Source organism: Burkholderia sp. AU31652 (genome assembly GCF_002223155.1).
In the GTDB taxonomy this organism is placed as follows: Bacteria; Pseudomonadota; Gammaproteobacteria; order Burkholderiales; family Burkholderiaceae; genus Burkholderia.
On record NZ_NKFG01000007.1, the window covers coordinates 454277 to 467989 of the forward strand.

At 66.9% G+C, this 13713-nt stretch carries 12 protein-coding genes and 1 pseudogene; 10 read left to right on the forward strand and 3 right to left on the reverse strand.

All coding sequences use genetic code 11. The features are described 5' to 3' along the window. Positions 1-177: 177 nt before the first annotated feature. The 3 genes and pseudogenes from CFB40_RS34055 to CFB40_RS34065 all read right to left on the reverse strand — a co-directional run bounded on the left by CFB40_RS34055 (position 178) and on the right by CFB40_RS34065 (position 3647). Positions 178-1170, reverse strand: a complete 993-nt coding sequence (locus CFB40_RS34055; RefSeq protein ID WP_089429812.1) for a LysR substrate-binding domain-containing protein — start codon at positions 1168-1170, stop codon at positions 178-180. A gap of 614 nt (positions 1171-1784) precedes the next feature. Beyond that, positions 1785-2653, reverse strand: a pseudogene (locus CFB40_RS34060) (ferritin-like domain-containing protein). Between the two features lie 46 nt (positions 2654-2699). Beyond that, a complete protein-coding gene (locus CFB40_RS34065) occupies positions 2700-3647 on the reverse strand; it encodes a fatty acid desaturase family protein (protein WP_089429814.1) in 948 nt (315 codons plus the stop codon). A gap of 418 nt (positions 3648-4065) precedes the next feature. On the opposite strand from CFB40_RS34065, the gene CFB40_RS34075 reads away from it, so the two are divergent. The 10 genes from CFB40_RS34075 to CFB40_RS34120 are packed head-to-tail and all read left to right on the forward strand — an operon-like array spanning position 4066 to position 13711. After that, on the forward strand, positions 4066-5829 hold the full coding sequence (locus CFB40_RS34075; protein WP_256976959.1) for a fatty acyl-AMP ligase: 1764 nt from the start codon (positions 4066-4068) through the stop codon (positions 5827-5829). Further along, positions 5826-6536: an ABC transporter ATP-binding protein gene (locus CFB40_RS34080; RefSeq protein ID WP_089429816.1), complete on the forward strand. Its 711-nt coding sequence runs from the start codon at positions 5826-5828 to the stop codon at positions 6534-6536. The genes CFB40_RS34075 and CFB40_RS34080 overlap by 4 nt, the downstream gene beginning before the upstream one ends. Continuing rightward, positions 6508-7725, forward strand: a complete 1218-nt coding sequence (locus tag CFB40_RS34085; RefSeq protein ID WP_089429817.1) for an ABC transporter permease — start codon at positions 6508-6510, stop codon at positions 7723-7725. Before CFB40_RS34080 ends, CFB40_RS34085 begins: the two co-directional genes overlap by 29 nt. Further along, complete coding sequence (locus CFB40_RS34090) at positions 7722-8462, forward strand: outer membrane lipoprotein-sorting protein (protein WP_089433804.1); 741 nt, start codon at positions 7722-7724, stop codon at positions 8460-8462. The genes CFB40_RS34085 and CFB40_RS34090 overlap by 4 nt, the downstream gene beginning before the upstream one ends. Further along, positions 8452-9771 carry a hypothetical protein gene (locus CFB40_RS34095; RefSeq protein WP_089433805.1) on the forward strand — a complete coding sequence of 440 codons (1320 nt, stop codon included), beginning with the start codon at positions 8452-8454 and terminating at the stop codon, positions 9769-9771. The genes CFB40_RS34090 and CFB40_RS34095 overlap by 11 nt, the downstream gene beginning before the upstream one ends. 15 nt (positions 9772-9786) lie before the next feature. Further along, positions 9787-10896: a hypothetical protein gene (locus CFB40_RS34100; RefSeq protein WP_089429820.1), complete on the forward strand. Its 1110-nt coding sequence runs from the start codon at positions 9787-9789 to the stop codon at positions 10894-10896. A gap of 58 nt (positions 10897-10954) precedes the next feature. Further along, a complete protein-coding gene (locus CFB40_RS34105; protein ID WP_011350104.1) occupies positions 10955-11209 on the forward strand; it encodes an acyl carrier protein in 255 nt (84 codons plus the stop codon). 7 nt (positions 11210-11216) lie between these two features. After that, complete coding sequence (locus CFB40_RS34110; protein WP_089429821.1) at positions 11217-12101, forward strand: hypothetical protein; 885 nt, start codon at positions 11217-11219, stop codon at positions 12099-12101. 1 nt (position 12102) lies between these two features. After that, on the forward strand, positions 12103-12726 hold the full coding sequence (locus CFB40_RS34115; RefSeq protein WP_089433806.1) for a hypothetical protein: 624 nt from the start codon (positions 12103-12105) through the stop codon (positions 12724-12726). Position 12727: 1 nt separating this feature from the next. After that, on the forward strand, positions 12728-13711 hold the full coding sequence (locus CFB40_RS34120) for a ferritin-like domain-containing protein (RefSeq protein WP_046547055.1): 984 nt from the start codon (positions 12728-12730) through the stop codon (positions 13709-13711). The last annotated feature ends 2 nt before the right edge of the window (positions 13712-13713 follow it).

Here is a 13713-nt window from a genome sequence, read left to right on the forward strand (position 1 = left end):
GCGATCGGCAGCGGCCCGGAACCGGGCGCCGCGGTCGGCGGCGTGCTGCAACGAAGGCGAAGCGGCGCATCATCGCACAGGTTGCAGGCGCGGCGCATGACGGTTCGCACCTGCGTGCGCGTCGACCCTGCCGCATGCCCCTTCAACACGCACGCGTGACGGCGTGCCGCGACCGTCCTATCCGACGCGATACATCGGCACCACGTTGCTGCCGGCCGTTTCCTGGTCCGACGCGAGCGGATGACTCGCCTGCTCGAGCAGCCAGTTGGTCAGCACCGCGATATCGAACTCGTTGCATGCGTCCGGGTTCTGCACCAGCACGTAGCTGCCCGATGCGACCGTGCAGTGCGGGAACAGCTCGACGAGCCGGCCCTGCTTCAGCAGCCCGTCGACCAGCGGCCGCCGCCCGATCGCGATGCCGTGCCCGTCGACCGCGGCCTGCACCAGCTGATCGTACTGGCTGAAATGCAGTGCGCCGGCGGGCCGCAGGCGCGGCACGCCCAGCTCCTTCAGCAGATGGCTCCATCCGTGCCACGGCCATTCGCCGCGCGGATCGTCGAGATGCAGCAGCACGTGCTTGTCGAGATCCTCCGGCTTCATCGACGCGACGTCGCCCGGCGCCGGCATCAGGCTCGGGCTGCAGACCGCCACGACATGCTCGCGAAACAGCACGTCCGTCTCGTCCGTCGACGTATACGGCCCGGCATATCGCACGGCCAAGTGCAAACGTTTGCGTTTAAGATCTTCAATTTCGCTCGTGGCGGATACGCGTACGTCGATGTCGGGGTAGCTGGCGCGGAATGAACCGAGGCGCGGAATCAGCCACAGCGCCGCGAACGAAACGGTGGTCGACAACGAGATCGCGCGCTGGCCCACGCTCGACGACAGCCTGCCGATCACCGATTCCAGATCGGACAACGCGAACGAGATCGCGTCGTACAGCTCCCGCCCTTTGTCGGTCAGCGTCAGGGAACGTATGTGCCGATGAAAGAGCTCGATCCGGAGCTGCTCCTCGAGCGCCTTGACCTGCCGACTCACGGCGGATTGCGTGACGTTCAGTTCCTGCCCGGCACGCGTAAAGCTCAAATGACGCGCCGCGCATTCGAAGCCTCTCAGGAAATCCAGCGAAGGCATACTTCTCAATCGCTTTGCCAATCTCACATTAGCCATACCGCCGCCTCAAAGTTGCACCCACCGACAGGCAAGTCGCCGTTCGTCTCCCTGACTCGTTTCTCCTTTTTGGATTCGGAAACGATTTTATATTGAAGCATGGATGCGGATCATTCTTATTTTCAATCGTGACACTCGTATTTATCTATCGATTTTCATCGGCCAGATATTCTTACATTACCATTATCAAGTAGTGATTTTGTAAATCAATAAGCGGCCAGAATGGCGCGAAGAATGACCGACGAAATCGCGTAAAAACAGCACATTACAGGCGAAAATCGACGCCATGACGACGATACGGACGCCGCAGCAGAAGCACGTCCGCACACCTACAATTCAATTTCAATCACCAAACGATTTTATTCATTTACCGTATTACGAAAAGAAACCGCACCTCAACCTACACGCGGAATACCATTTAAATCCGTTATTTCGTGTTTATAAAAACATACTAAACCCATGAAATTGAATTGCACCATTCAATTGCCGTAAATTGATGAACCTATTATGTCCGGCAATGAATATTCCGCCGCCCGGAAACGGCAACCCGCGTGCATGACGCCACCTAGTCGTTCGGAATCGGTTCCGCCCTTTACCGGACGGGATGCGCGCCGCTATACCGTGTCCACCACGCCGTCCGTCACACGGGGCGTTCGCGCGGTCACTTCGCGGCGATAGCGGTTCAGCTCCTGCGCGGTCGCGAACGGGCGCTCGAACAGGATCGACAGGTTGTGCAGGATCCGCTCGACCACCTTCTGTTCCCATTCGCCGTCGAAGCGGATCTGCTCGTCGAGCCAGCGCTCGAGCCATTCCGGATCGGGCAGGCGCGACTGCACGGTGTCGCGCGGGAACAGCGCCTGGTTCACGTGCAGGTTGGTCGGGTGCAACGGCTTCTCGGTGCGGTGCGGCGCGCCGACGCCATCAGCACGCCGATCTTCGCGAACGCGGCACGCGCGACGTCGCCGCAGTCGTTCAGCGCCTTCTCCATGTAGCGCAGGTACGCGCCGCCGTGGCGTGCTTCATCGCGCGAGATCGTCTCGTAGATCTGCTTGATGACCGGCTCGGTGTGCCAGTCGGCCGCGCAACGGTACCAGTGGTTCAGGCGGATCTCGCCGCAGAAGTGCAGCATCAGCGTCTCGAGCGGCGGCGCCGGGTCGAATTCGAAGCGCACCGCGTGCAGTTCCGCTTCGGTCGGCACCCGTTCCGGCCGGAAGCGGCGCAGGTATTCCATCAGCACGAGCGAATGCTTCTGTTCCTCGAAGAACCACACGCTCATGAACGCGGAAAAGTCGCTGTCGTGCCGGTTGTCGCGCAGGAACATTTCCGTCGCGGGTAGCGCCGACCATTCGGTGATCGCGTTCATCCTGATCGTCTCGGCCTGCTCGTCGGTGAGCAGCGATGCGTCGAAGCGGTCCCACGGAATGTCCGTCTCCATGTCCCAGCGCACCGCTTCAAGCGACCTGAAAAGTTCCGGATAGAGCATCGTCGTCACCGTCGTTGAAAGGCATTCGGGCCCGGCACCGGCCCGGTCATGCCGATTGCGTGGACGCCGGCGCCGCCGCTTCGGCATCGGTTGCGCGGTCGTCCGCATCGTCGTCCACCGTGCGCGGCGAGAGCCTGCCGCGCAGCAGCGCGTAATAGAACTGCCGGTAGGTGCGGTGGTAATAGCGGATGCGCGGCCCGATCGCGCCATGCAGATCGTGCAGCCGCTCGATCGGCAGGTTCGGCATCATGTGATGCTCGACGTGATAGTTGTTGCCGTTCGTGAACCACGTCATGAATGCATTGCTCTCGATCGTCCGCGTGTTGCGGAACGGATCGGTGCTCGTCAGGTCGCAGCGGTAATGCTCGGGCATCTCGACCAGCGCATGCACGGGCGCGGCCACGAACACGAGCGGCACGACCCACACCCACACGACGAACCACGTGTGCAGCGCGATCGACACACCGGCCAGCAGCGCGATCGTCGCGACCATCAGCAGGTGATCGCGGCGGATCGCGCGCGACACGAGCGGGTTGTCGCCGAAGCGTGCGCCCGGCACGACGAGCTTCGCGACGTTCTTCGCGAACTGGATATAGTGCGCGGCCATCGACAGCCGCCACGCCCACAGGCCGAGATTCACGACGGGGCGCGCGCCGTACTGGTCGCCGTAGTCGAAGAACTCCTTGTTCTCGGGCGTGCCGAGCAGCCGGTGATGGCGCAGGTGGCTGTCCTGGTACGCATGAAACGACACGAGCATCGGCATGCCGAGCAGCACGCCGAACACCATGTTGAGCCGCTTGCTCCTGAATCCCTGGTAATGCAGCGCCTGATGCTGCAGCTCGACCCCGTGCGCGTACATCGCGCCGATCAGCAGGATGCCGACGATCTTCAGGACCACGACCGTCGACAGCGCGAACAGCATGCCATGCGCGATGAGTGCGACGTAGACCGCGAGCTTCAGCGAGAAGACGACGCCGCTCGGGCGGCTCTTCATGTCTGCAACCGGTTTCTGACGGGCGAGAAGCGATGAGGTGACGGACAAAATGCTCTCCTTGGCCGGACCCTGCCCGGCACGATGACGCGGCGACACTGGCGCGCTGCCGGGTTGCAATTCTTCTGTGAGTCGATGCTTCGGACAAACGAATTTTCCGAACGCATTGCATGACGCCCGCGCATGAGCGCACCACATCGTGAACTAGACGACCGGTCGAATGCGTACCGACCATTCACCTCGCACGGGCTCGCGCGTATACACACATGGCAGTGCCGAGTGGATGCGTGCTGCTCATGCATAGCCTGCAAATATTCCGTTTGTCGCGTCATGTCGATCCGGCAAGAATCCCCCTCACTCGACGAACGGCGCCGCCGGCACCGTGGCGCGAGCGGCCGTGTTCCTCAAGGGGAGAATCCTCGTGACGAAGTGCGCATCCACCATTCATCGCCTCATCGAATCGCTCGAGGACGTCGCGGGCGCCATGCATCGCATGACGTTCGTCGACGACGCCGGCAACGAGGCGAGCATCACGTACCGGCGCTTCGCTGAAGAAGTGTTTCGCCAGGCCGGCGCGCTGCGCGAACTCGACGTGCGCGAGAACGACATGGTGATGCTGGCGTTGCCCGCGTCGGTCGAGCACGCGGTCGCGATGATGGCCTGCGTGATGACGGGCGTACTGCCCTGCACCGTGCCCGTTCCGACGCGCCGCGCCACGACCGGGCGGCAGGTGATCGATGTCGCCTGCGAGCTGTACCGGCCGCGCCTCGTCATCGCCGCGGATGCGCAGTCGGCCGCATGGCGCGACGATGCGTTTCCCGCTTCGTCCACGCGCGTCGTCGATCTCGACACGCTGTCGCTCGTCGCGGATGCCGGCGCGCGCGCGCTGATCAGCGCGAAGCATGGCCGCGATCCGCATCATGTCCAGCTCACGTCCGGCTCGACGTCGCACCCGAAGGCCGCGGTGCTCAGCCACGAGAACGTGATCGCGAACGTGCTCGGCATCGGCGGGTCGGTGCGTTTCGACATTGCGGCTGGCGACGGCACCGCGTCGTGGCTGCCGCTCTATCACGACATGGGGCTGCTCACGCTGCTGTCGAACCTGCATTACCGTGCGCCGCTGCTGATGATGCAGCCGAACAGCTTCATCCGGAATCCGCTCGGCTGGTTGAAGCGCATCGCGTCAGCGCGCGCGACGACGACGTCGGTGCCGACCTTCGCGCTGCGCTACTGCGTGCGCCGTTTCAATGTCGCCGCGATGGAAGGCGTGGATCTTTCCGCGTGCCGCAACATCTTCATCGGCGGCGAACGCGTGGACGACGCGACGCTGCGCGACTTCGCCGCGACGTTCGCGCCGTACGGTCTCGCCGCATCGGCGCTGCAGCCGTGCTACGGGATGGCCGAATCGACGCTCGCGGTATCGATGCATCGTGCGTGGCACGACGGCGCCGTTGACGGCGCACCGTACGTGATCGCCGACACGCTCGACCGTCGCGCGCTGATCGAGCGCCGCGACGCGCAACCGGCCGCCGCGAACGACGGCGCCGACACCGACACCGAAACCGTGCTCGCGATGGGCACGCCGATCGAGGGCATGGCGTTCCGGATCCTCGACGACGGCGACCACGCGCTGGCGAATCGCGCGGTCGGCGAAGTCGCGATCCGCGGCACGTCGGTGATGCTCGGCTACCTGAACCCCGACGACGGCTCGATCGCCGCGCCGCTGACGGCAGACGGCTGGTTCCGCACCGGCGATATCGGCTATATCGCCGACGGCCAGCTGCACATCCTCGGGCGCAAGAAGGAAGTCATCATCATTCGCGGCAGCAACTACTTCCCGCACGAAATCGAGGAAGCGTTGGCGTCGCATCGCACGCTGCGCAAGAGCACCTGCATCGCGTTCGGGCTGCCCGACCCCGAGACGGGCACCGAGCGGCTGGTCGTCGCGATCGAGGCGCGGCCCGTCGACGCGACGCCGCAGACGCGCGCCGAGTGCCAGCAGTTGCTCGCGTCGCGCATCGGTTTCGCCGCGCAGGATCTGTGCTTCGTCGAACCCGGCTCGCTGCCGCGCACGACGAGCGGCAAGCTGCAGCGCCTGAAGTGCCGCGACCTCTATGCGAGCGGCGCGCTGTCCGTGATCCACGCGACGGCCGCCGCCGAAGCCGGCCAGGGAGCGTACGCATGACGACCGCCACGCTCACGCCGGTGCTCGAACTGCGCGACGTCTCGCGCGTGTACGAGGGCGCGGGCCGCGTCGTCGCGGTGCGCGGCGCGACGATCTCGATCGGCCGGCGCGACGTCGTCGCGCTCGTCGGCCCGTCGGGCAGCGGCAAGAGCACGTTGCTCAACCTGGCCGGCTTTCTCGACGTGCCGAGCAGCGGCGAACGCTGGCTCGAAGGCCGCCGGATCGACGATGCGCCGGACACGCTCGAACGGATTCGCCGCGAGCGCATCGGCTTCGTGTTCCAGCAGTTCAACCTGATTCCGGTGATGTCGGCGCTCGAAAACGTCGAGCTCGGCTGCTTCGCATGGGGCACGCCGCGCACGCGCCGCGAGCGCGCCCGCGCGATGCTCGACGCGGTGGGGCTCGCCGCGCGCGAACGTCATCGCCCCGGCGAGCTGTCCGGCGGCGAGCAGCAACGCGTTGCACTGGCGCGCGCACTCGCCAAGGAACCGGCGATCGTGATCGCGGACGAGCCGACCGCCAGCCTCGACAGCACCAACGCACGGGCAGTGGCCGAGCTGATCCTCGACACCAACCGCACGCTGGGCACCGCCTTTCTGATTGCGTCGCACGACGATCGTCTGTGCGCGCACCTGCCGCGCCGCATCGAGATGCGCGACGGCGTACCGGGAGTGAATCGTGAACTGGTCGACGTTTGCGTGGCGTAACCTCTGGCGCAACAAGCGCCGCACCGTGCTGACGATGGCGATGATCGGCGTCGCCGCGTTCGCGTCGAGCCTCGCGCTCGGCTACGTGATCGCGACCTTCGATGCGGTGCGCGAAGGATCGATCGACAGCGGCGTCGGCCACGTGCAGGTGCTGCACCACGGCTATCTCGACCTGATCGGCGAACGTCCGCTGCAGTACGGGCTCACCGCCGACGAGCAGGCCACCGCCACGCACGCGATCGCGGCGCTGCCCGGCGTCGCGACCACCGCGCGCGGCATCGACTTCGACGGGTTGATCTCGAACGGCGATCTCAGTTACGGCTTCGTCGGCGAAGGCATCGAGCCGAACCGCGAGCCGCCCGGCTTCTTCGACTATCACACGGTGCTGTCGGGCCGTTACCTGTCGCCGACGAATCCCGGCACCGAAGTCGTCGTCGGCGCGGAACTCGCGCGCAAGCTCGGCGTGCACGTCGGCTCGGTCGTGCAGCTAATGGCGTCGACCGCGCACGGCGGCATCAACGCGACCGATGCGCAGATCGTCGGCGTGATGAGCACCGGCAACAAGGACGTCGACGAACGGATCGTCAATGTGACGTTCACGGCCGCACAGGCGCTGCTGCGCACCGACCGCGCGTCGCGCATCGCGGTGTTCCTGTCGGACACCGCGCACACGCCGGCCGCCGCCGCGTCGCTGCGCGCCGCGCTGCCGACGCTCGACGTGAAGACCTGGGACCAGCTCGTGTCGCTCTATCACCAGGTCGTCGCGCTGTACAAGAACCAGTTCTCGGTGTTCGGCGCGATTCTCTGCCTGACCATCCTGCTGTCGATGAGCAACTGGATCCTGATGAGCATCGTCGAGCGCCGCCGCGAGATCTCGACCTTGCGTGCGCTCGGCGTGCCGGCCGCGACGGTGCGCGGCGTGCTGATCCAGGAGACCGCCTTCCTCGGCCTGCTGGGCGCCGCCGCCGGCATCGCGGTGGCGCTGCTGACGATGGTCGCGCTCAATCACGCACAGATCCACCTGCCGCCGCCGCCGGGGCGCGTGAAGTCGATCCTGCTCGAATTCACGGTCTCGCCGGCCGCCGTGGCCGCCGTCGAAGGCGCGTTCGTCGTGCTCGGGGTGGCCGCCGCGCTGCTCGCGACGCTCGGCCTCGCCAAACGCAACATCCTCGAAGGACTCGCCCCATGATTCGCATTCGCCACCTGGCCGCCGCGCTCGTCGCGTGCGCGCCGCTCGTGCATGCCGCCGACGCCCCGACGGCCCAGACCATGCTTGCCCGTGCCGACGCATACCGCAGCACGGCCGCCGATACGCAGACGAACATCCAGATCACGAACGAAGTCGGCGGGCAGTCCGGCGACGCGACGCGCTATCTCGTCTATACGCGCGGCAACGGCGACACGCTCGCGCTGACGCGCAGCGGCGAGAACGACGGCCAGAAATACCTCGCGACGACGCGCGGCCACTGGTTCTACGTGCCGAACACGCGCAGCGCGGTCCGCATCAACGGGATGCAGCGGCTACAGGGCGAGGTCGTGATCAGCGACATCACGCGCACGCACTGGGCGGACAGCTATCACGCATCGGCCGCGCCGGGCGCGACGACGATCGCCGGCAAGCCGGCCACCGAGCTCGATCTGACCGCGACCGATCCCGACAACGTCTACCCGACGATCAAGCTGTGGGTCACGCCCGATACCGACGTACCGGTGCGCGCGCAGTTCTTCCTCGCGAGCGGCCTGCTGTTCCGCAGCGCCGATTTCTCCGCGCCGGTCGATGCGAACGGGCGCAAGGTGATCCGCAAGATCACGTATCGCAACGAGATCGAAAAGCAGCGCGCGAGCGTCGTCGACATCCTCGACGGCCAGTCGCGCAAGATTCCGTCGGGCTGGTTCAATCCCGACACGCTTGCCGATGGCCAGTGACAACAACGCCCATGTCGACGCCCATCGTGACCGCCGCCTTCCATCATCCGGCCGACTCTGGCCCGCCGCCGCGCTCGCCGTCCCGCTTGCGCTCGGCTGCACGCTCGCGCACGGAGAATCGCTGATGGAACAGTTGAGCACGCTGAACGGCATCGCATACGCACGCACCGTCGACAGCATGGACGGGCACGCGCTGTTAGGCAACCTGATCGGCGACCAGCCGCGCAACCTGCAGGAAGCGGGCCTGCTCGCGCGCATCGACGGCGAGAACCTGTTCATGAACGCCCGTGCCGTGGCCAGCAACCACTCGCTCGGCGCGCAGGCCACCCGCTTCAACGAGGCCGGCGTGCGCTACGCATTCGACAACGGCATCACGCTCACCGCCGGCAAGCGGATCGATCCGCTCGATACGTCGCAGGCGTTCTTCCCGCTCGGCTTCTTCCAGAAGCGGGCCGCGACGGCCGACATCTACGACCGCTACGGCGACGTCGAAGGCACGCCGCTCGTCGAAGCGAAATGGGCCGGCGAACAGACCACGCTGCAGTTCATCGCCGGGGAAAACCGCACGCTGCGCAGCGACGTCGACAACCGCGACGTGCAGGGCGCGACGCAGCTCGTGCGCGGTGCGTACAACTGGTCGGGCGGCTCGGCCGCGTTGCTCGCCGGCCGGCATGCGGGCCATGGCGGCGCCGGTGCGACGCTGTCGTTCGACGTCGCGCGCTCGAACACCGTCTATGCAAGCGCGTGGCTCGAGCGCGGCACGACACGGCCATTGCCTGCGTTCATCGCGAACGGCACGCCGCTCGATTCCCCGGCCGCGTACGACGCGGTCGATCGCCGCAACGATCGCCAAGTCATGTGGCGCAGCGCGGTCGGCATGCAGAGCGCACTGCCCGGCAACTTCTCGCTGATCGTCGAGTGGTCGCACGACGAGGCGCGCTACGACGCGAACCAGTGGCGCCAGATGGTCAGCGCGGTCCGCGTGAACAACGCGCTCCTGCCCGTCGCGCCCGGCGCGGCGCTGGGCGGCCTCGGCGGCACGGCCGATTTCGTGAGCGTCGACGGCAACCTGCGCGACTACCTGTTCGCGCGGCTCGGCAAGAAGATCGGCCGCGTCGAGTATTCGCTTCGCGGCGTCTATTCGCCGCAGGACAAGGGCCTGCTCGCGATCGCGCAGGTCGTCGCCGACGTGAACAAGCGCGTGAGCGTCGACGTCGCGGTCACCCGCGCGTTCTCCGACAGCAATTCCGAGTACCGGATGGTCGGTCTCGGCACCCGTATCGACGCCGCCGTGCGCGTGCGCTTCTGACAGGAACCCTGCCCCATGTCCACGCTTTCCGCTCCCGCTTCGTCCGCCGCCCCGTTCACGCCCGCGCCGCTGCTGCTGCGCGTGGCCGACCGGGCCGCGTATCCGGTGCTGCGCCACTTCGACACGATCGCGTCGCTCGGCACGCCGCCGCGCGCGGCGAGCCGGCTCGTCGAAGCCGCTGCCGTGCGGCTGCTCGACAGCGAGATGGTGATCGCGCTGCATGCCGCCACGCCGGACGTGCTGCCCGATTCGTCCGCGTCGACGCCGCTGCGGCACGAAGAAGCGCCGCTCACCGAAGCGTTGCTCGAACAAATCAGCCGCGAAGGGTTTCATCACCTGTTCAAGCCGTTCATGCGCGCGTTCATCCGCATCATGTTCGGGCTGTTCTTCTCCGACGACCAGAACCGTCGCGCCTGCGACTGCATCGACAGCGGCCACAACTTCGCGTTCCTGATGAGCGACGGCGGCGGCCCGACGCTCGCCGCATGGCGCACCGTCGTGCGCAGCGACGACAACGGCCTCGCGCTCACCGTCGACAAGGTGTGGGGCATCGAAGCCCACCGCGACTGCATGGCGGTGGTCGCCGCGCGGTTGCCGGGCGTGATGTTCCCGGCCGCCTACCTCGTGTGGCCCGACGAGTACCGCAAGCTGAAGCGCACGACCTGCGGCGCGCCGTTCCTCGCCGGCAACCTGCAGCTCGCGAACGTCGGCGGCCAGGTGCGCGCCCATGCCGAGGATCGCCTGCGCATCGGCGGCCCAACCGTGTTCAACAAGTACCTGACCGTCGTGCGCCCCTACTTCGTCCGCGCGCTGATGGCGCACGTCGGCTGGCTCGCGCAAACGGGCCGCATCGAACTCGATGCCGACGCCCGCGCCGTCCACCAGTTCATCGCCCACGCCGCACGCAGCCAGACCGACGACGCGCATTACAGCTTCGGCAAGGTGCAGCGCGTGCTCGCGATCAAGCTGCTGTCGAACGAGTTCCTGACCGCGCTCGTGCGCGACGGCAGGGTGGCGACCTTCGACGACCAGCGCGACCTGCTGGCGTTTTCGAAGATGGAAGGCAGTTCGTACCGCTGTTATCACGAGCTTCGCAAGAGCCTGCGCTGCGAAGCCGGCAGTTGACCCACGCGACAGGCCGATCGATCCCGATCAACCCACTTCATTATCAGGAGCTCCTCTCATGACGACCCAGAACGTTCCGGCCGACGCGCTCGACATCCTGTCCCGCGAAGTCGCGAAGATCCTCAACGTCGAGACCGTCGACACCGACGCCGGCATCGGCGAACTCGGCATCGATTCGCTGAACATCGTCGAGCTGATCGTGTTCTGCGAACAGCTCTACGGTTCGATCGACCCGGAAGCGCTGAACATCACGCAGTACACGACGCTGCAGCAGCTCGACGCGCAACTGCGCCGCCAGCAGCACGCCGCCTGACACGACGATGCTCGCGCCCCTTGCGACCGTGGCGGCCCCCGCCGCCCAGCCGGCCCCGGCCACTGCGCTGACCGTGCAGGCGCTCGCGTACCGGCGCGTCGCGCCGTCGCGCGACGGCGCGGCCGTGCCGCTCGACGACACGGCCCGCGCGATCGGCACGCTCGCGTGCGCCGAACGCGAGCGGCTGTGCGGCGCGGTCGGCGCGGACGACTACGTGGTCAGCTCGACGATCCTGTCGATGCTGCTGATGAACGATTCGCCGCAGCATCGCGTGTTCGCGCAGGCACTCGCCGGCGCGAACGACTACACGCCCGACTGGATGACCTGCTCATACGAATGCGCGGGCTGGGGCTACGTATTGCGCCGCTCGCTCGCCACCGCGGCCGAGACCGGGCCGCGCACGCTGCTGCTGCAGATCGTCGACATCGACGTGCACGGCTACACGTACTGGCACGGCAACCCCGCCTGGGGGCGCTCGGGCTTCGGCGTGTGCACGCTGCTCGTCGACGTCGGCCGCGAAGCGTCACCGTCCATGACGTCGGTGCTGGCCGAGGCCGCGCCGCCGGCCAGTGCGGTCGTGCGGCTGGGCCGCGACATCCGCACCTTCTGCGCGGCCCGCCCCGGCTTGCACGCGGCGCTGCCGTTCTTTCCGGCGACGTCGCGCCGTGCGCTGCTCGCGTCGGTCGGCAAGACGCCGCTGCTGCCGGACGGCCACGGGCAGTTCGGTCATGCGTTCGGCAGCGATCCGTGGCTGTCGGTGCTGCTCGCGCATCGCGACGGCGACACGCCGCGCCGCGCGGCCGTCTGCTCGCTCGCGCTGAACGGCTATTACGCAGTCGCCGACGTCGCGTTCGCGCCGGACGCGACGTTCTCGCTCGACGACGAGGCGTGACATGGTGCGACCCGTTCACTTCACCTACCGGATCGAGCGCGACGCGCGGCAGCCGGTCGCGGTCGCCGCGAGCGCGTACCGGATGCCGCTCGACACGCCGGCCGACTATGCGCGTGCCTCACTCGCGGAAACAGCCGGCGACCTGTATGACGCCTGCGATGCGCTCGGCGGCGATCGCCGCGTGCTGCTCGACCACGTCCAGTACTTCGCATTCCTTGCCGAAATCACGGCACGCATCCGCGACGCCGTGCATCCGGACGCGCGCGTATTCATCGAAGTCTGCGCGCCGTACTTCGGCACGTTGCCGGCCGAACTGCTCGCGCCGCACGTGCTGCTCGGCGTGCACCTGTACGACGAAGCCTTGCGCGATGCCGCGCGCGGCGCACCCGTCGTGTGGATCGGCGACCGGATCCTGCGCGACGCGGAGTTCGCCGGCGACAACCGCGTGTGCTGCGCGATCTGGCCGGCGCGGCTCGCCGACGCCTTCGACGCGCAATTGCGCGGCGCATGGCCGGCGTATGCGATCCGCCTCGACCCGCACCCGGCCGCGCCGCGCGCCGCCGCCACGACGCTTACCGATTCCGCCCATCATTCCGGCGCCGCCGCGCGACCAGGGAGACCTTGAAATGACTGACACGCTCACCGTAATGCAGGACACGGCCGACATCCGCTGGTCGATGCCCGTCGACGCCCTGATGTCGAACGACTACGCACTGCGCGAAGAGGCGCTGAACCGCTTGTACGAAAAGGCGAAGGCCGCGCAGTGGGACGTCGCGACCGATGTCGACTGGAGCCACGATCTCGATCCGGCGAACCCGCTCGGCATGCCCGACCCGACGCTGCTGATCTACGGCACCGAGCTGTGGGGCAAGCTCTCGGACACCGACAAGCGCGAGGTGCGCCATCACGCGCAGGGCTGGCTGCTGTCGCAGATCCTGCATGGCGAGCAGGCCGCGCTGATCTGCGCATCGAAGCTCGCGTCGGCCGAGAACGGCCTGAGCGCGCGGCTGTGCGCGGCCGCGCAGATGATGGACGAAGCGCGCCATGTCGAGGCGTACGCGAAGCTCGTGAACGAGAAGCTCGACGTCAGCTACCCGATGAGCCGCTCGCTGAAGGGGCTGCTGCACGACACGATCACGAGCAGCGCGCTCGACATGACGAACCTCGGGATGCAGGTGCTCGTCGAGGGCATCGCGCTGTCGATCTTCCAGAGCGTGGTCGCGTACAGCACCGATCCGTTCATCAAGGACCTGTTCGTGCGGATCCAGCGCGACGAGTCGCGCCACTTCGCGGTCGGCCGGATCACGCTGTGCCGCGTGTATGCGGAGATGAGCGCGGTCGAGCTGCGCGAGCGCGAGGAGTTCGTCTGCGAGGGCGCGGCCGTGCTGTACGAGCACCTGTGCGCGGACGACATCTGGGAACCGATGGGGCTGTCGAAGCGCGAATGCAGCGCGATGGTGCGCGAATCGCCGGTCTCCAGCTCGATCCGCCGCTCGATCTTTCGGCGCCTGGTGCCGACGATCCGCGAGATGGGCCTGCTCACGCCGACCGTGCAGGCGACCTTCGAAAAACTCGACGTCCTCGACTACGCGGCGATGCCGCTCAACTGAAC

Coding starts and splice junctions, on each gene's coding strand:
- CFB40_RS34055 (WP_089429812.1), bottom strand. CDS start 1,170: ATGGCTAATGTGAGATTGGCAAAGCGATTGAGAAGTATGCCTTCGCTG.
- CFB40_RS34065 (WP_089429814.1), bottom strand. CDS start 3,647: ATGAAGAGCCGCCCGAGCGGCGTCGTCTTCTCGCTGAAGCTCGCGGTC.
- CFB40_RS34080 (WP_089429816.1), top strand. CDS start 5,826: ATGACGACCGCCACGCTCACGCCGGTGCTCGAACTGCGCGACGTCTCG.
- CFB40_RS34090 (WP_089433804.1), top strand. CDS start 7,722: ATGATTCGCATTCGCCACCTGGCCGCCGCGCTCGTCGCGTGCGCGCCG.
- CFB40_RS34095 (WP_089433805.1), top strand. CDS start 8,452: ATGGCCAGTGACAACAACGCCCATGTCGACGCCCATCGTGACCGCCGC.
- CFB40_RS34100 (WP_089429820.1), top strand. CDS start 9,787: ATGTCCACGCTTTCCGCTCCCGCTTCGTCCGCCGCCCCGTTCACGCCC.
- CFB40_RS34105 (WP_011350104.1), top strand. CDS start 10,955: ATGACGACCCAGAACGTTCCGGCCGACGCGCTCGACATCCTGTCCCGC.
- CFB40_RS34110 (WP_089429821.1), top strand. CDS start 11,217: ATGCTCGCGCCCCTTGCGACCGTGGCGGCCCCCGCCGCCCAGCCGGCC.
- CFB40_RS34115 (WP_089433806.1), top strand. CDS start 12,103: ATGGTGCGACCCGTTCACTTCACCTACCGGATCGAGCGCGACGCGCGG.
- CFB40_RS34120 (WP_046547055.1), top strand. CDS start 12,728: ATGACTGACACGCTCACCGTAATGCAGGACACGGCCGACATCCGCTGG.